Source organism: Martinezella sp. CNPSo 3890 (genome assembly GCF_057784455.1).
The window spans coordinates 47,621-64,597 of sequence record NZ_JBXSOR010000014.1 but is presented as its reverse complement, the minus strand read 5'-3'; the positions used below and the strand labels follow the sequence as shown (position 1 = coordinate 64,597).

At 59.7% G+C, this 16,977-nt stretch carries 14 protein-coding genes and 3 pseudogenes; 3 read left to right on the top strand and 14 right to left on the bottom strand.

Annotated elements, in window-relative coordinates; all coding sequences use genetic code 11:
• Positions 1–2: 2 nt before the first annotated feature.
• From AC13RC_RS25955 to AC13RC_RS25945, 3 genes are read right to left on the bottom strand one after another with little or no spacing between them, the layout of a single operon-like run.
• Positions 3–1,109 (bottom strand): sugar ABC transporter substrate-binding protein, encoded by a 1,107-nt coding sequence (locus AC13RC_RS25955; protein ID WP_488558946.1) that lies wholly within the window; start codon positions 1,107–1,109, stop codon positions 3–5.
• Between the two features lie 55 nt (positions 1,110–1,164).
• Entirely contained in the window at positions 1,165–2,226 is a 1,062-nt protein-coding gene (locus AC13RC_RS25950) for a ketopantoate reductase family protein (protein ID WP_152096346.1), read from the bottom strand.
• Positions 2,227–2,283: 57 nt separating this feature from the next.
• On the bottom strand, positions 2,284–3,318 hold the full coding sequence (locus tag AC13RC_RS25945; protein WP_488558945.1) for a ketopantoate reductase family protein: 1,035 nt from the start codon (positions 3,316–3,318) through the stop codon (positions 2,284–2,286).
• Positions 3,319–3,736: 418 nt separating this feature from the next.
• Between AC13RC_RS25945 and AC13RC_RS25940 the strand changes: the two genes are divergently transcribed.
• Complete coding sequence (locus tag AC13RC_RS25940) at positions 3,737–4,831, top strand: LacI family DNA-binding transcriptional regulator (protein WP_113408944.1); 1,095 nt, start codon at positions 3,737–3,739, stop codon at positions 4,829–4,831.
• 28 nt (positions 4,832–4,859) lie between these two features.
• Here the strand turns inward: AC13RC_RS25940 and AC13RC_RS25935 are convergent, their stop codons facing one another.
• From AC13RC_RS25935 to AC13RC_RS25895, 9 genes are all read right to left on the bottom strand, one after another.
• A complete protein-coding gene (locus AC13RC_RS25935) occupies positions 4,860–5,633 on the bottom strand; it encodes an SDR family NAD(P)-dependent oxidoreductase (RefSeq protein WP_488558944.1) in 774 nt (257 codons plus the stop codon).
• Between the two features lie 285 nt (positions 5,634–5,918).
• Positions 5,919–6,560: a flavin reductase family protein gene (locus tag AC13RC_RS25930; RefSeq protein ID WP_488558943.1), complete on the bottom strand. Its 642-nt coding sequence runs from the start codon at positions 6,558–6,560 to the stop codon at positions 5,919–5,921.
• A gap of 19 nt (positions 6,561–6,579) precedes the next feature.
• Positions 6,580–7,548, bottom strand: a complete 969-nt coding sequence (locus AC13RC_RS25925; RefSeq protein ID WP_488558942.1) for an ABC transporter ATP-binding protein — start codon at positions 7,546–7,548, stop codon at positions 6,580–6,582.
• The gene (locus AC13RC_RS25920) at positions 7,545–8,558 is read right to left on the bottom strand and encodes an ABC transporter ATP-binding protein (RefSeq protein ID WP_488558941.1); all 1,014 of its coding nucleotides are present in this window, start codon (positions 8,556–8,558) and stop codon (positions 7,545–7,547) included. Before AC13RC_RS25920 ends, AC13RC_RS25925 begins: the two co-directional genes overlap by 4 nt.
• A complete protein-coding gene (locus AC13RC_RS25915; protein ID WP_488558940.1) occupies positions 8,555–10,060 on the bottom strand; it encodes an amidohydrolase family protein in 1,506 nt (501 codons plus the stop codon). Before AC13RC_RS25915 ends, AC13RC_RS25920 begins: the two co-directional genes overlap by 4 nt.
• Positions 10,057–11,250: an amidohydrolase family protein gene (locus tag AC13RC_RS25910; protein WP_488558939.1), complete on the bottom strand. Its 1,194-nt coding sequence runs from the start codon at positions 11,248–11,250 to the stop codon at positions 10,057–10,059. Before AC13RC_RS25910 ends, AC13RC_RS25915 begins: the two co-directional genes overlap by 4 nt.
• A gap of 9 nt (positions 11,251–11,259) precedes the next feature.
• Positions 11,260–12,216, bottom strand: a complete 957-nt coding sequence (locus AC13RC_RS25905; RefSeq protein WP_488558938.1) for an ABC transporter permease — start codon at positions 12,214–12,216, stop codon at positions 11,260–11,262.
• 12 nt (positions 12,217–12,228) lie between these two features.
• Positions 12,229–13,194: an ABC transporter permease gene (locus tag AC13RC_RS25900; protein WP_488558937.1), complete on the bottom strand. Its 966-nt coding sequence runs from the start codon at positions 13,192–13,194 to the stop codon at positions 12,229–12,231.
• A 141-nt stretch (positions 13,195–13,335) separates the two neighbouring features.
• Positions 13,336–14,889, bottom strand: a complete 1,554-nt coding sequence (locus tag AC13RC_RS25895) for an ABC transporter substrate-binding protein (protein ID WP_488558936.1) — start codon at positions 14,887–14,889, stop codon at positions 13,336–13,338.
• Positions 14,890–15,131: 242 nt separating this feature from the next.
• Between AC13RC_RS25895 and AC13RC_RS25890 the strand changes: the two genes are divergently transcribed.
• Positions 15,132–15,821 (top strand): GntR family transcriptional regulator, encoded by a 690-nt coding sequence (locus AC13RC_RS25890; protein WP_069613571.1) that lies wholly within the window; start codon positions 15,132–15,134, stop codon positions 15,819–15,821.
• 15 nt (positions 15,822–15,836) lie between these two features.
• Positions 15,837–16,007, top strand: a pseudogene (locus AC13RC_RS25885) (IS3 family transposase); the annotation flags it as partial.
• A 26-nt stretch (positions 16,008–16,033) separates the two neighbouring features.
• On the opposite strand, the pseudogene AC13RC_RS25880 reads toward AC13RC_RS25885, so the two are convergent.
• A pseudogene (locus tag AC13RC_RS25880) lies at positions 16,034–16,471 on the bottom strand (N5,N10-methylene tetrahydromethanopterin reductase); the annotation flags it as partial.
• Between the two features lie 245 nt (positions 16,472–16,716).
• Positions 16,717–16,916, bottom strand: a pseudogene (locus AC13RC_RS25875) (flavin reductase family protein); the annotation flags it as partial.
• Positions 16,917–16,977: the final 61 nt, after the last annotated feature.

Here is a 16,977-nt window from a genome sequence, read left to right as displayed (position 1 = left end):
GATTACTTGTTCTCGTTTGCGCCTTCCGGAATCTGGCCCGCAGAGTCCTTCCAGAAATCTTTCTTGATTTCATCGTAGGTGTATTTCGGCGCGTTCTTCTTGAGATCGAGATACTTGTCGACGTTATCTTTCGTCACGACATCCTGCTTGATGTAGAAGTCGCGCTGGGCATGCGTCAGCTTTTCCGGGTCGATATCGCCGACAGCAGCGGCATAGGCTAGAGACATCGAAACGGCGCCCTGAAGAACGGGATCGTTCCAGACGGTGGCGAGCATATCGCCGCTCTTGACCATTTCGAGGCCAATGTTCGACCCATCGGAACCAGTGACCAGAACCTTGCCGTTCAGGCCCTTTTCCTTGAGTGCGGCAACAGCGCCGCGGCCCATGGCATCGTTCGATGCAAAAATACCCTGAAGTTGATCGCCGTAGCGAGCAAGCCAGGTGCGCGTGATGTTCTGAGCCTTGGTTTCCTGCCAGTCACCGACCTGCGTGTCGACGAGCTCAAGCCCCGGGCATTCCTTCAGGCCCTTCTTCAGGCCTGCAATGCGCTGGAATGCCGGCGGCGTCGACGGGACGCCCTCGATGGCTGCAATCTTGCCTTTGCCGTTTAGCGCCTTGCATAGCGCCATGACCTGATAGTAGCCGGACATCACGCCGTCGAAGGATGTATGAGCGACCCAGTACTTGGAATCCGTATCCCAGGGGTGGATGTCCTCGGGCCGGTTCCAGATCGTTACGACATGAACCTTCGACTTGGCTGACCGGTTCACGACGGCCTTTACGAAGGCGTTAGACGACGGATCGGTGGCAAGCGCGCACTGGTTGCACCCGGCAGAATAGGTCGCGCCGAGCTGCGCCAGCAGCTGATCACCCTGGTAGTTGCTCGTCAGCACGACGGGCTCCTTGCCGAGCGATGCACCGATATCCTTTACACCTTGCAGATACTCGGACCAATATTCGGACGCGGTCTCGTCGATGCCGACAATCAGCTTTCCTCCCTTGGCCTCATCGGCATTCGCCGGCGCGGCCGAAAGAGTCACGCTGGCGCAGAGTGCCGCTGATGTTAAAAGCCACCGCGCGACGGCTCCGAATTTCAAACGCGATTTCATGCCATTCTCCTCCTCAGGTTAGATGATATCTCGCCTTTCCGTTCGCGCCGGGAGTTCATCCGCGATCGCTGACGGCCCGGTATGTTTCGATCAGTAGAGCAGCGTTCTCCGGACGCGCTTCGAGACGGCCGGCCTCAATGTCGTAGGCGACTTCCATCACCCGCTTGTTGACCGGTGCCTCTTGCCCGTGGGCGCGCAGGATGTCGACGACAACACCGTTGACCTCCTGCACTTCCGCCCGGCGCCCCTTGCGCCAGTCCTGCAACGACGTCGTCAGCGTGTCTTCGCGCGAGAAGGTCTTCAGCACCTCCTCGAAGATCTGGTCGACATATCGTTCCGGATGGTTGGTGGTGACCGGCGGCATACCGATGATCGGAATGATCTTGGCACCATCTGCCAATGCCGCCTGCATCGCCTCGTAGCCGGCGGCACGCATGACTTCGAGCATGCCGGGGGCACGCGCCGCGTCGTTGAGCGGCAGGTTGATGATGGCCGATGGAATGAGCTCGGCAGCATTGACGACCAGCTTCATCCACTTGGCGGACCGGATATCCTCCATCACCTCGACGGTGCCGGAGTTCCTGAGCAGGTTGGCGACGTCTTCGACGCGCTTCTGCGTCTTCGGATCGAGCGCGCCGAGCGCAAACCAGGACTCATCATGGTCGTTCTGCCGGTTCGTAATGCCGGGAATGAACATGTTAGAGGCAATCTCAATGACCGCACCGATGGTGCGCTCGCGCCCCACTACCGCAGCGATATCCTCATGCGTCATGCCGTTCTGCAGGCCAACGATAAGCCCATCGGGGGCGAGGCAGGGCTCGATCAGCTGACAGGCCCATTTCGTGTCGTAGGCCTTGACGACGAGGAAGACGACATCGAACGGTTCCTTGATCTCGGCGACCTGGCAGAGATGAAGCGCGGGCACCTTCGCATTGATGGTGCGCGTCGGCAGATTGACGGTGATGCCATTCTGGCGGATCGCATTGACGTGGTCCGGCCACTGTTCGATGAAGGTGACATCCAGTCCGGCGAGCGCAAAGTCCGCGCCGATGGACGCACCCTGCGCTCCGGTGCCAACAAACGCGATTCTGGGGCCGCGCGCGTTATCCCAACTCATAGACTTCTCCTTTTCCGTGACGCAGCTTGCGCGCCTTGCTTTAAATTCCGTCGCCGCTCACGCACCGAAAAGCGCGCTGTTCGACGGCTGCGGGACAAGCCTGCCGCGCTCGATCGATCGAGCGAGTTCGACAACCCGCTGGTTGACAGGGGCGCTCTGCCCCGCCTTTTCCAGCATCGCGACAACATGCCCGTTGATATCGAGGACCTCGCTTCGCCGCCCCTTTCGCCAGTCCTGCAGCACCGTCGTGAGGGTGTCCGGCATCATGAAGGTCCTCAACACCTCGTCGAAGATTGCATCGACATAGCGCTCGGGGTCATTCGTCGTGGCCGGCGCCATGCCGAGGATCGGAACGATGGTGGCGCCATCGGCCTGAGCTGCGCGCATCGCCTCGTAGCCGGCGCTTCTCATGACGGCTTCCATTCCGGGGACCTTAACAGCCTCGCTAAAGGGCAGATCCAAGATCGCAGACGTAACCAACTGCGCGGCATTGACGATCAGCTTCATCCACTTGGCAGAGCTGATATCGTCGGACACCTCGACCCGGCCGCTCGCGCGGAGCAGTTCGGCGATCATCTCGATGCGGTCTCGGTTGGCCGGATCGAGCGCACCGAGCGCGAACCATGACGTGTCGTGATCGTTCTGCCGGTTCGTGACGCCCGGGACAAACATGTTCGACGCCATATCGAAGACCGCGCCAACGGTTCGCTCGGCGCCGACTACCGTGGCAATCGCATGTTGCGTCATACCGTTCTGGATACCGACGACGAGCCCATCAGTGGCGAGAACCGGTTCGATCAGCTGGCAGGTCCAGGAGGTGTCGTAGGCCTTGACAAGGACAAAGATCAGATCGAAACGCTCCCGAATTTCAGCGACTTGGCAAAGATGTTTAGCACAAACGTTTGCATGAATTGAGCGAGCCGGGAGGTTCACCGTGATACCGCGAGCGTTCATGGCGTCAACGTGCTCGGGCCACTGCTCAATAAACGTCACATGCAAGCCTGCCTGTATGAAATCCGCGCCGATCGAGGCACCTTGGGCGCCTGTCCCGACAAATGCAATTTTCAGATCGCCCCCTGAGGACCAAGCCATTGTGCACTCTCTTCACAACCAGCACCGACAGTGCTGCTCCATCCGGGTAACATGCTTAGGAGGCGCACAAGTTTGAGTCAAGAGCAAACGTTTGCTCAGTTCTGGCACGACGATTATGGAGATGCTTCATTTCTGCTATGCAAAGCTAATGTTTTCAGTCTCTTGACTACCGCCGGATTGAGCAATCGATTTCGCGATATATGGGAAAAAACATACCGCGCTGGCCAATCTTCCCACGCAAAAACTACCTTTGGTGTGCGAAGCATACGAAATGACGCGCTCAGATAGCTGATCTTTGGTTCGCCGAGAGGCTTGATCATCTAGAACGCTGCTACTTTCGCCGACCAATCCGCACCTTGTGCGCAAAGGTTTGATCGAATATTTTCCCGGGTACACGGGCTAAATAGCGGGCATCCTCATGAGCGAAAATCCAAAACATCCCGGCAGCAAGCGTCCACGCGCGACGATCGTGGATGTCGCCAAGAGCGCGGGTGTCCACGTCTCGACGGCTTCACGCGCCCTCAGCTCTGGCGCGACGCATCGCATATCCAGCAAGGTGGTGCGAAAAATTGAGAAGGTGGCCGAGGAGCTCGGATACACACGGAATTCGCTGGCCTCGAGCTTGCGCACCCAGAAGACAGGAACCATTGGCCTCATCGTTCCCAATCTGAGCGACCCGCTGTTTTCTCCGATTATCGCCTCTGTGGAAGAGCGCGTGGCCAAGGAAGGATATGTTACCTTCGTCGCCAATTCCGACTATAGCGTAGCGAAGCTTCGCTCAATAATTGAGCGCATGAGTGGCCAGTTCGTCGCCGGTCTGGTCGTCGCCAGCTTCGAGCTGAACGATCCCGCCGTCGATCTCTGCCTTGAGTTGGGTATACCAACCGTCGCCGTTCTTCGGGATCCTCGCGATAGCCGCATTTCTTCTGTCTGCATGGACGACGCGACCGGTGTTCAGGCGATGGTCGAGCATGTTCTCGACCTCGGCCATAAGGATATCACCTATGTCACACCGCCATTGGCGGCCTCCACCGCCCAAAACAGGCTCGCCGGGTTCAATGCGGCGATGCGCCTTCCAAAAGCAGCCGGCTGCCGTTTCGAAGTCGTAGAAGCTCGCGCCTACGACGTCGCGGAGGGCGAACGGATCATGGCGCATATGCTATCGTCCGGGCTCACCAGTACTGCCGTGATGGCATTCAATGATCTTCTCGCCGTCGGCTGTCTTACCACAATGCGGGCAGCTGGCGTCAGCTGCCCGCAGCAGATATCGCTGACCGGTGTTAACAACCTGCCCTTCATGAACATGCTCTTTCCTCCGCTGACAACTCTTCATACGGCGGGAGGTGATCTCGGATTCGAAAGCGCCGATCTGCTCATGAGCCTGATCAAGAACGGCTCACAGCCAGTGAAGCGGATCCTGTTGACACCGCACCCAGTGATCAGGGGCAGCACCGGGCCGGCACCGCGAGCCTCATTGTCGAGTGGCGCAGGTAAGACACCCGCGGTCGTATAGCCGCGGCTTGCCCGTCTGGCGCCGACCATCACGTTAGTCGGCAGCCACCATTGACATCGAGGGTCGCACCAACGAAATAGCTTGCATCCTCTGTCGAGAGGAAATGGATCGCCGAAGCGATCTCCGTCGTGGCGGCGGGGCGGCCCATTGGTATCTTGGCCCATTCGATTTCGCGCATCGCTTCTGCTGAAATGCCGCGCTTCTCCGCCTCGACCGCCAGGGCATTGTAATGCATCGGCGTATCGATATTGCCAGGCGCAACGCAATTTACCCGGATTTCAGGGGCGACTTCGATCGCAACGCTTTGCGTCAACGAAATCAGCGCCGCCTTGGAAGCACAGTAGGGACTGAAGAAGGCGTGCCCTTCTCGTCCCCAGTAACTACCCACGTTGACGATGGATGCATCACCCGCCGCTCGCATCAAAGGCACGGCCGCGCTGATGAACTTTACATTCGCCCGCAGATTGATGTTCTGCACCTTGTCCCAGAGGGACATGTCGATGTTCGCAATGCTGACGGCAGGATGATTGATCGCCGCGATCAGTCCGAGGAAGCGCAACGGAATACCTGTTTGTGCTGCCCTCTCTATCACCCGTTCGATTTCCGCATCGCGCTCGAGATCCATCTGCATCCCGATACTGGTCCGACCAAACTCGGAAGACAGCGCCTCTGCTACCTCAACGACTTGCGAAGCACGGTCACACAATAGAAGCGACCAGCCACTTTCGGCAAAGCGCCGCGCAGTAGCTCGGCCGACTTCACCCGACGCGCCGGTTAGAATTGCCAGTTTTGTGTCCGACATAGATTTTCTCCTCCCGATAATCGACGTCGCTGACGATCGTACAGGAGAGATCGGAAATATGAACGAGAGTATTGTCCATTTTGGACTTCAATCTTCGAAATCCTCGAATAATGGCCACACAGTTTCCGACAAGTCTTAGCTACGGCGACGGAATTGAGTGAGTGCTCTTGAAACGATTGGAACCGTCCGCACCGCCTCGATCATCAAAGGCTCGTACAATCACCTAATGGGCGTCGTCGAAAACCGAAGCGATGTTAGGGTCTCCGTCTACTTCGAGCGACAGTATCACAACTTCGGCGTCAACATCTCGAACCGGTCCCGAATCGTGCAGCAGGTATCGCCACCGAGCCGCGCGATCGCATCGATGCCGGCCGGATCCACATGAAGGTTATCATCGACAACGCCATCCTGATAATGCGCGAACAGGATTTCGCCCATGATGATCTGGCGCGATTTTCCGAGTTCAAGCGTGATGTGGCGGCGGCATTCGAAAGCTGCCGGAGCTTCCTTGATGTAGGGAGCAGCGATTTTCGTTCCCGGCAGGGCCATCAGCCCGGCTTCCTCCAGCTCATCGACCCCGCGCGGATATTTCGCAGCACATTGATGCATTGCCTCAGCGATGGCGAAGGATACGATATTGACCGTGAAGACTTCGGTCATGCGGATATTGTGGCCGGTATCCTTAAACGACATGTCGGGATTGTTCTCGACACCAAGTGCGAGAATCGGCGGTTCGGCAGACAGGCAGTTGAAGAAGCTGAACGGTGCTGCATTGATGCGGCCATCCTCATCGACCGTCGTGACAAGGGCGATCGGCCGTGGGATGATTGTCCCGATCATCAGCTTGTAGCGCTCGCGTGCCGTCAGCGCGGTGAAATCGAAGCCGGTTCGTTCGCTTCCGATGGCTACATCAAATGTCATCGTCATTGGTAAATTCCTTCAATATTCAGTCCTTTGGCGCCAGATGACAGGCAATCGTGCCGCCGCCCTGACGCAGGCGTACATCAGGCGCAACCGATTGACAGATCTCGGTTGCTAGCGGACAGCGGGGATGAAAGGCACATCCTTTCGGGGGATCAAGGGGGCTTGGTGGCTCACCGCCCATCATCTGACGGTCGCGGTTGGGCGACACCACGTCCGGGATCGTCTGGAGCAGCAATTGCGTATAGGGGTGCTGCGGATTGGCAAAGAGCGCCTCCGTTTCCGCCGCCTCGACGATACGGCCAAGATACATGACGGCAATCCGGTCAGCCATGTGACGGACAACGGCAAGGTTGTGGCTGATGAAGAGATAGGTGAGGCCAAGCTCGTCCTGCAGTTCGCGCATGAGGTTGAGAATCTGCGCCTGAACAGAAACGTCGAGCGCCGATGTCGGTTCGTCGCAGACGAGAAATTCCGGCTCGCTTGCCAGCGCGCGGGCGATCGATATGCGCTGACGCTGGCCGCCGGAAAACTCGTGCGGAAAACGCCTGGCATCATCGGGCGAAAGACCGACGGTGCGCAGCAGTTCCGTAACACGCTCGTCAATGCCGTCCTTTCCCTCACGCAGGCCAAATTCGCGGATCGGCTCCGCAATAATGTCGCCGACCCGCCAGCGTGGATTGAGGCTGGCATGCGGATCCTGAAAGATCATCTGCGCCTCCATCGGGCGGCCGTCTGATGACGGCCCGAACACGATGGCACCTTCACTGGGGGAATAGAGCCCGGTGACAAGTCGCGCCACGGTGGATTTGCCGCAGCCGGACTCACCCACCAGCGCCAGGCATTTGCCCCTCTCGACGACGAAAGTGACATCCTGCACGGCACGCAGATAGCGCTTTGGCTTGCGATCGATCATCCGGTTGAGCCAGGGAGCCGAAACGTCGAAGACACGGCTCAGCTGATCAACTTCCAGCGCATTTCTGGCGCTTCTCATTGCACACCTCCATCATGGACCAGACAGGCAACGCTACTCTCGGCCGCGCCGTAGCCTTCGGCCACCATCGCCGGGCGCACCTGCCGGCAGCGCGGTCCGGCGTCGAGACAGCGGGGATTGAAGGCACAGCCTGACGGGATCGCATTGAGACGCGGCATGGCGCCATCGATCTGGGCAAGCCTTTCCACCCGTGCGCCAAGCGCCGGAATGGAGCCCATCAGGCCCCGCGTGTAGGGATGTTTCGGCCGGCTCAGCACCTCTTCCACCGGGCCGATCTCGATCACGCGACCGGCATACATGACTGCGACGCGATCGGCCGTTTCAGCGATCACCCCCATATCGTGGGTGACGAGCATCACGCCGGTACCGTGTTCGCGGCAAAGTCTTCGCAACAGCGCAGTGATCTGCGCCTGGATCGATACATCGAGCGCCGTGGTCGGTTCATCGGCGATGATCAGTTGCGGGTTGCCTGCCAGCGCCAGCGCTATAACAACGCGCTGGCGCATGCCGCCGGAAAACTGATGCGGGTAGTGATCGATCCGCTCACCGGCGCCGGGAATGCCGACCTGTTTCAGAAGGTCGACCGCATGAGCCTTCGCCTCCGCGCGGCTGCGATCCGAATGCAAGCGGATCGTCTCGATCAATTGCTGGCCGATGGAGAAAAGTGGATTGAGCGAGGTCAAAGGGTCCTGAAAGATGGCACCGACCATACGGCCACGGATCTCCGCCATTTCGGCTTCACCAAGATTGTCCGTGCGCTTGCTGCCGATGCGGATCTCGCCGGCTGAAATGTGGCCCGGCGGTTCGAGAAGTCCCAGAACAGACATGCCAGTCATCGACTTACCGGCGCCGCTTTCGCCGACGACACCGAGAATTTCGCCGCGCCGGATGGTGAGGGACACGTCGGACAACGCGGTCAGGACACCCTTACGCGTGGGAAATTCCACCGAGAGCCCCCTAACGTCGAGCGCCGGCGCATCCGATATGGAGGGATGGATTGCGGTAGTCATGACGGGACCTCGCTGGTGACTGGATGCAAGGGATAGCTTGGCGGGAAAATCTCACGGACCGGCGGGTGGCCGAAGGTGCGTTCGGGATAGCGGGCGACAAGACCGTCGAACTGCACCTGAGCCCGATCACGGGCAGCAATGAGATCGATACCGGCTACCACACCATTGCGCATCGACAGGCGCCCGTCGACGATCGTGGCGCGGGTGACGCGGCCGGTCGCGCCGTAGACGAGTGTCTGAATGGGATCGATACGGGGCGCGATCATACGGTCCGTCATGTCGAATACGGCGATATCCGCTTTGGAACCGGGGAAGAGCCGACCGAGATCCGGTCGTCTCAGCGCATCGGCGCCGGCGATGGTCGCCGCATCGTAGAAATCTGCGGCTGAGCCAGCATCACCGCGGCCTTCAGCGATCCGGTTGGCGATCAGGCCGGTCGCCATGTTCAAGACCATGTCCGGCGGCGCTGTGTCGGTTCCCAAGCCTATGCGAATGCCCAAGGCCTTGAGCCGCGAAAAGGACTTGAGCATCGAGCCATGTCGGCCGGAGACCAGTGGGCAATGGGCGATGGTGACGCCGTTTGCGGCATAGCGGGCAAGATCCGCGTCGGTCGCGACCGTGGCATGCGGCGCAATCAGCCGTGATGACAGGAGCCCGAGACCATCCAGCCATTCCGGCGCCGTCACACCATGCAATCGGCGGACGGTCTGCAATTCCATATCGCCCTGGGCCATGTGCAGGCGCACCGGCAGGTCCATGTCCTGAGCATGCGCGAACGTTTTCCGCAATAGCGCCTCCGTGCAGGTCTCCACACGATCAGGCGCGAACATACCGCAAATCAGGCCGCCGGCCGTTCCGTGAACGCGGCGGGCGAAGGATGCTGCCTCGGCGAGCTCCGCCAAACCGCGCTCTTCATTGAAGACGGGCTGCATCGCGCCCGTCTCGTCGAGGATGACGCCGCCACTGCGAAAGGCCGGCCCGAGCCAGACGCGCAGGCCAAGATCTTCTGCCGCCTCGGCTGCCGCTTCAAACTCCGCGACCGTTTCGCCCCAGGCCCGATAGAAGAGCGAGGCTATCGGCAGCGCCGAAGTAATGCCATTCAAAAGCAATTGCGCGAAGGCGTATCGCTTCTGGAAAGCCAGTTCTTCCGGTGTGTACATTTCGCAGGCCCGCGCAGCATAGTCTGCCGGCCACACACGGCCTTTCTTCCACCCCGGCTGGTTATCCATGCCGAGCACGGTCGTATCGAGATCGGACAAAGCGTCGAGATCGACAAAGCCGGGCCCGATCAGCGCCTCGCCCATGTCGTAACGGGCGGAGACTTCGCCTTCGAAGTTCTGCCCGACCCAGACGACGTGATCGCGCTCCATGACGACCTCGCCGTTCTCGATTAGCCGCCGCCCCTGCGGCATGTCGGCGATGACGAAGCGCGCACCAAGTGCCCAGCGGCCGTCAGGCCGCTTGCCAAGAGGAAGATCCGACCAACGGGTTGCAGATGTCATGGCCGTTCCCGCAGGCTCTTGCCGTCTCGGGCGACGATATTTCCGGCAGTAACCACAAGCTTGCGGGGCGCATGGGTAACGATCGCTTCGCCGAGGGTTTCGCCCTCGACGAGAACGACGTCACCCCGCCCGCCGACCTCCAGGGCATGCCGGGCGCGATCCATCACAACCGCACCGCCGGTCGTGCAGACATCAAGAGCAAGTGCCAGTTCATCATCGCGTCGCAAGTTGTTCTTCATGCCGAGCAGCATTGCCCGCTCCAGCATGTCGCCATTGCCATATGGTCCCCAGGTGTCGCGGAAACCATCGACGCCGGCGCCGAAGCGAACGCCTGCGGTTCGCAGGCGCTTGAGCGACGGAACCTCGCGTGAGGGTGGCGCGGTCGTCAGGATCGGCACATCGAGCTCGGCGCAAGTGTCGATCAGGCCTTGCGTGATGTTCCAGTCCTGTGCGCCGAGGCAAAACGCATGGCTGACGGCGACCTTGCCCTGCATGCCATGGGCGCGAATGCGCTCGAATGTCATTTCCATCGAAAAGGCGCCGAGCTCGCCGCCTTCGTGAAGGTGGATATCGATACCTTTGCCGTATTTTTCCGCGATGGCGAAAATCGTGTCGAGATGCGCCTTCGGATCGCGATCCATGCCGCAGGGATCAAGCCCGCCGACGAGATCGGCGCCCATGGCCATGCCCCTGTCGAGAAGTTCGGCGGTTCCCGGCCGGCGTATCAGGCCGGATTGCGGGAAGGCGACGATCTCGATCTCCACCACGCCGGTGAGCTGCCTGCGGGTTTCCATCACGCCCTCGAGCGCGATCAGGCCCTGATCGGTATCGATATCCACATGGGTGCGGATCAGTGTCGTGCCATAACCGACCGATTGCAGCGACTGGCGCATCGATTGGACATGAGCATCGAGTCCGTAGTCGCGCTTGACCTTGCGTTCGTTATCGATCTTGTCGATCAGCCGCGGGCCGACCTCGTTCTTGTACCAGGGGTAGCCGAGCAGCGACTTGTCGAGGTGGGTATGGGCATCGACCAGACCGGGGATGGCAATGCGACCGCCGGCATCTTTCACCGGCACGCCTTCCGCTGCCAATGACGATCCGATGGCCGCGATCCGGCCGTTCTCGATGCGGATGTCGGCAAGCTCGCCGCCCATCGGTCTGGCGTTTTTGATCAGAAGATCGCTCATGGAAATACCTCAGCGCAGTTTGGGATTGAGGGCATCGCGAAGCCAGTCGCCGAGCACGTTGATCGACACGACGAGAAGGCAAAGCTGCAGACCCGGAAAGAGCACGATCCACCACTGACCGGAGAATAGAAATTGGTTTCCGATACGGATCAGCGTGCCGAGCGACGGTTGCTCCGGCGGCATGCCAACGCCGAGGAACGACAATGTCGCCTCGATCAGGATGCCGAGGCCGAAATTGAGCGTCGCGGTAACGAGCAGCGGCGTGGTGGTGTTGGGAAGGATATGTTTGACGAGGATGCGCCAGGTTGGGACACGGATCAGCCGCGCAGCCTGCACATATTCCTTGTTGCGCTCGACCATCGTGAGCGCCCGCACGGTCCGGGCATATTGCACCCAGGCGGAAAGCGAGATGGCAAAGACGATGACGCCGGAGGCACCGATCTCGCGCAGCGAGGGTGGCAGGGCCTGGCGTGCCAGCGCGGAAACGAGAATGGCGATCAGCATGGTCGGCATCGATAGGAGCACGTCGCCAGCCCGCATCAAAAGGCTATCCGCCCACTTGCCGTAATAGCCGGCAACCAGACCGAGGATTGCGCCGACCACGAGCGAAACAGCCACCGAGGCCGCGCCGATGATGATCGAGGCGCGCGAACCGTAAAGCACCGCCGAGAGCAGGTCACGCCCTTGCGTATCCGTTCCGAGCAGGAAAGGCCACTGGCCGCCGTCCATCCAGATCGGCGGGATTTCTGCGTTCAGAAGATCGAGCGAGGCAAGATCATAGGGGTTCTGGACCGTGATCCATGGTGCAAAGAAGGCCGAGGCGACAAGCAGGAGAAGCAGTGCCGCGGCGATGACCGCCGATGGATGGTGCCAGAAGCTCCACCACAGATCGGTATCGCGAAATCGCGCGATCCATGACGGCGTCGGGCGGGCAGGCTTTTTGGTGGTCTGTTCGACAATGGTCATGATGAGCTCCCGTCAGGCGGCGCGCAGCCGCGGGTCGATCACCGCATAGGCAATGTCGACGAGGGTGTTCAGAGTCACGAAAATGAAGGATACAATGCAGAGATAGGCCGCCATGACGGGGATATCGACAAAGGTGACGGCCTGCATGAAGAGCATGCCCATGCCGGGCCACTGGAAGACGGTTTCCGTCACCAGCGCGAAGGCGATCAGGTTGCCGACCTGCATGGCCGTCAGCGTGACGACCGGCATCAGACAATTCTTCAGCGCATGACGGAACCACAGGGCACGGTGCCTGACGCCGCGGGCGCGGGCGAACTTGATGAAATCCGCACGTAGGGTCTCCAGCATCTCGGCGCGGACGAGGCGCATGACGAGCGTGATCTGAAAGAGTGACAGAGACAGAGCGGGCAGGACGAGCGCTGCCCTTCCGGATGCGGTCAAAAGTCCCGTCGACCACCAGCCGAGCTGGATCACCTCACCGCGACCATAGCCCGGCAGCCACCCGAGGCTGACGGAGAAGACGAGGATAAGAATGATGCCGACGAAAAAGCTCGGCAGCGACACGCCGACGATGGAGGAGAACTGCAGGCTTTCGGCCCACCACCGCCCTCGTCCGATCGCCGTAAACACACCGAGCGGAATGCCGATCAGGAGCGACAGGAGCGTGGCGATGATCACCAGTTCGAATGTCGCCGGAAAGCGTTCGGCGATCAGCGTGGTGACGGATTGCTGATTGCGCCAGGACAGGCCGAACTCACCACGTGCCGCATTATCCACGAAGCGCACATATTGCGCAAGGAAGCCATCATTGAGGCCCAGCCGGGCGCGAAGCTCGTCGCGTTCCACCTGCGTGGCACTTTCGTTAACCATCATCTCCACCGGATCACCAAGGAACCGAAAGATCAGGAAGGCGAAGAATGCGACTGTCAGCATGACGAGAATGGCATTGCCGACGCGCTTGACGAGGAAGGCGAGCATGGGGCGTTCCTGAATGTGGCCTTGGCCGGGTGGCTTTCAGGCTTTTCAGCCTGCCTGCTGAATTTGCCGGGGCCGGCCGGGCAGCCGGCATAGCCTTGAAATATCCCCTCGCCGCGCTTCAACCGCAGCGAGGGGGCGGGATTACATCTTGACCAGCCACAGGCGGGGCAGGTTATCGGAAAAGAGCGGAAAATCCCTGATCTTGGAACTTGTGGCCCAGGCCAGTGGCTGCTGGTGAAGCGGGATCATGAGGACATGTTCCTTGGCAATTTTCAGCGACTGCGCTTCCATGGCCAGACGCTTCGTCTGGTCGAGTTCGACGGCGGAGGCTTCCGTCACCTTGTCGAATTCCTTGTCCGACCAGCCGCCCCAGTTGAAGATGCCGAACGAGCCTTCCTTGGTGTGCAGCACCTGCGAGGTGAGGCTATAAGTGTCGAGCATGGGCAACGTCGCCCAGCCGAGTGTATAGACATCGACCCTGCCCGAGGAGCGTTTCGGCGTCTGGACGGCGCGGGTGCCCTGATCGAGCTGCGGCTTCAGGCCAACCCGCGACCACATGGAGGCGACGGCCTGGCAGACCTGCTCCTCGTTGACGAGACTGTCGGCACAGTTGAAGTTGAAGGCGAAGCCTTCGGCGCCAGCGGCCTTCAGCAGTTCCTTGGCCTTTTCCGGATCGGCCTTCATCGGCGTGTCGAGCGCTGCATCGTAACCGGGGATCTGCGGCGCAACGAGGGCGCCGGCGTTGCGCGACTTGCCGCGCATGATCTTCTTGTTGATGAGGTCGAGGTCGATCGCGAGCTGCATGGCCTGACGGACGCGGATATCCTTCATCAGGTTCGGCTTGCCGTCGATCAGCTGGTCGCGCTGACTGAAGCCGATCATCACCGTGCGAAGATCGGTGCCTTCCAGCACCTTTACCTGCTGCGACGCTTGAAGGCGCGGAATATCCTGTACCGGCGCCTGATCGGTAAAGTCGATATCGCCGGCCAGAAGTGCCGCCACACGCGTCGCATTGGATGCGATCGGGGTGAATTCGATCCGGTCGATATTGTGCTGCGGCTTGTCCCACCAGTCGTTGAACTTGGTGAACACCGTCTTTGCGTCAGGCTGGCGGCTTTCGACCCTGAACGGACCGGTGCCGTTCTCGTGGTAGGTCGCATAGCCCTCGGTGCCTGAGCCTACGTCTGTCGGTGCTTCAGCACTATTGTCCTTCAGCCAGCCGGCATCGAAGATGTAGATGGTGGTCAGGTCGTTGAGGAGAAGCGGATAGTTTGCGGATACATCGATCTCGATCGTGCGGGCATCGATGACGCGCGAGCCCTTGTAGGCGGGAATATTGCCGCGCAGCGGCGATTTCGGATCGCTCGCACGCTTCAGCGATGCCTGCACATCCTCCGCGGTGAAATCGGCACCGTTATGGAATTTCACGCCGTCGCGCAGATGAAACCGCCAGGTGGTCGGCGAAACGATCTCCCAGGACGTGGCCAGAGCCGGCTCAATCTTCAGGTTGCGATCGTAGCGGACCAAGCCTTCATAGACATGGTTGAGCACGCCAAGCGCAAAGCTGTCGCCGTAGGAATAAGGATCGAGCGAACTGATATCGCGCGAGGCGCCCCATTTCAGGGTCTCGGCCATCGCTGGCATCGAGAGCGCCAGAAGCGCAACGCCAGTTGCTATAATTCGTGTAAATCGCATTGCAAATTCCCCTCGGATTGCATGCAATGTCCGCTCATTCTTGAGCAATGAACCAATGCATTTCATTGAAAACCCATTCCGACAGGCTGCCTTTCGCATTATTCTCTGTGGATTGAGCTGAAGGCTAGATCACTTCGAATACAAATTCAAGGTAAAATTGCATGCAATTTAGGTGTCTGGATTTAATGCAATATCTGTGCGATACGAAGCTGCACTGCATTCAGGCGAAAGAACCGCGCGTTATGTCTACGAATCTCAGCAGAAGTGATGCGATTTATGCCTCGCTGCGCCGGGCAATTCTCGAGCAGGCGCTGAAGCCGGGCACCAAATTACCGGAGGATTCGATAGGCGACACATTCGGCGTCAGCCGTACGAGTGCACGCAATGCGCTGCTGCGCTTGGCCTCCGACGGTTTGGTGGAAATCAAGCCGAACCGCGGCGCCGCCGTTGCGATGCCGACGCTGGAAGAGGCAGTAGAAGTGTTCGCGCTGCGCCGCTGCCTCGAGCGCGAGGTGATAGAACGGCTTTGCAAGCGCATTCCGCGAGATGGCGTCGACGCCCTGATCAGTCATGTGCGAGAGGAGGAACGGGCGCTCAAAGCATCCTCGCCGCGCTCTATCCGCCTTGCCGGGGAGTTTCATATCCTCCTGGCCGAATTGACGGGATCCAAGCTGCTCATCGACTTCATCAGCCAGATCGTGTCCCGCTCGTCATTGATCCTTGCCCGTTTCGGCCGGCCGCATTCGGCAGAATGTGGCATCGACGAGCATATCCAGTTGATCGAAGCATTGAAACGGCAGGACCTCGGCCAGGCGACCGAAATCATGGACCACCATCTGCACGCGGTGGAGGATCGCGCCAAGGCGGACGATAGCCACGAGGGACCGGATATCAGCGAAATTCTCAGTCGGTATATGGCGACATCCGACTAGGCCTGCTCTGGCAAAGTGGATTTCGTTCACGATCAACTCACCACCGACTAGAACTGCGTGTCCTGACGCTGGTGGACGCCTTCTCGCGATACGTGCCGGTGCTCGATCCGGGTCGCAGCTATCGAGGTGATAGATGTCGTGCAAACCTTGGAACGAGTATGCCGGAAAGTTGGCTATCCGAAGACGAGGTTTGCCTGTGGCAGCCTGGCTCGTCATGGACTGCGAAAGGATGATCCTATGTGACGATCTGGCAGTCTGTCACCTTCACCAAAGAGCTTTCTGCGAAGCGACCCCTGTTCATAACTAGTCTTGTAGAGACCGCGCTCCTGAAGCGCCGACACCACAATGTCGATAAAGTCCTCAAAGCTCTCCGGCACGACGGTACGGGTAAGATTGAAACCATCGATCTCACCTTCACCCATCCATGACGAAAGCCCATCGGCAACCTCCGTGGCATCGCCGACGATAACGGGGTAGCGACCACCTGCGGCTAACTCCTGCAGCAACTGCCGCTTTGTCCAGCCGCGCTGTTTGGCGATCTGCGTTGCCGATTGGCCGGCATTGGATTTGCCGTAGATGATGGTCTCATCGAGATCATACCTGGAAAAATCGATGCCCGTGCTAGCCGAGAAATGAGCAAGCCCCGCCTCCAGTGCACCGGGTCATGCAGCGTATGTGTGCGGGCGTTGCGTAGCCCGTCGTCGGGCGCTCTATCCGCTCTCAGCCGCATCTGATTCCCACCGGGGAATGGAAGCCGGCGGCGTGCTTGGCAAAATCGTTCTCGGCGATTTCCATCCGGAATGGCGGAAACCTGATCAGAGCTTTTGAAGAGATATGGACCATCGGCCCGGCTTCGGTTTGCCAAGCCGAAGGTTCGCTGCCTTACCGATATCAATCATAGCTTCGGGGTCAACATATCGAAACGATCACGGATCGTCGAACATGTATCGCCGCCAAGGCGGGCGATGGCGTCGATACCGGCAGGATCGACATGCAGGTTCTCATCGACGACGCCATCCCGATAGTGAGCAAAGACTATTTCGCCCATGATGATCCGACGGATTTGCCTAGTTCGAGTGTCACGTGACGCCTGCATAACAGGATGCGTTGGCGATGCGGGACGAACGTGCGGGACCGCCGGCCGCCATGATCTGAC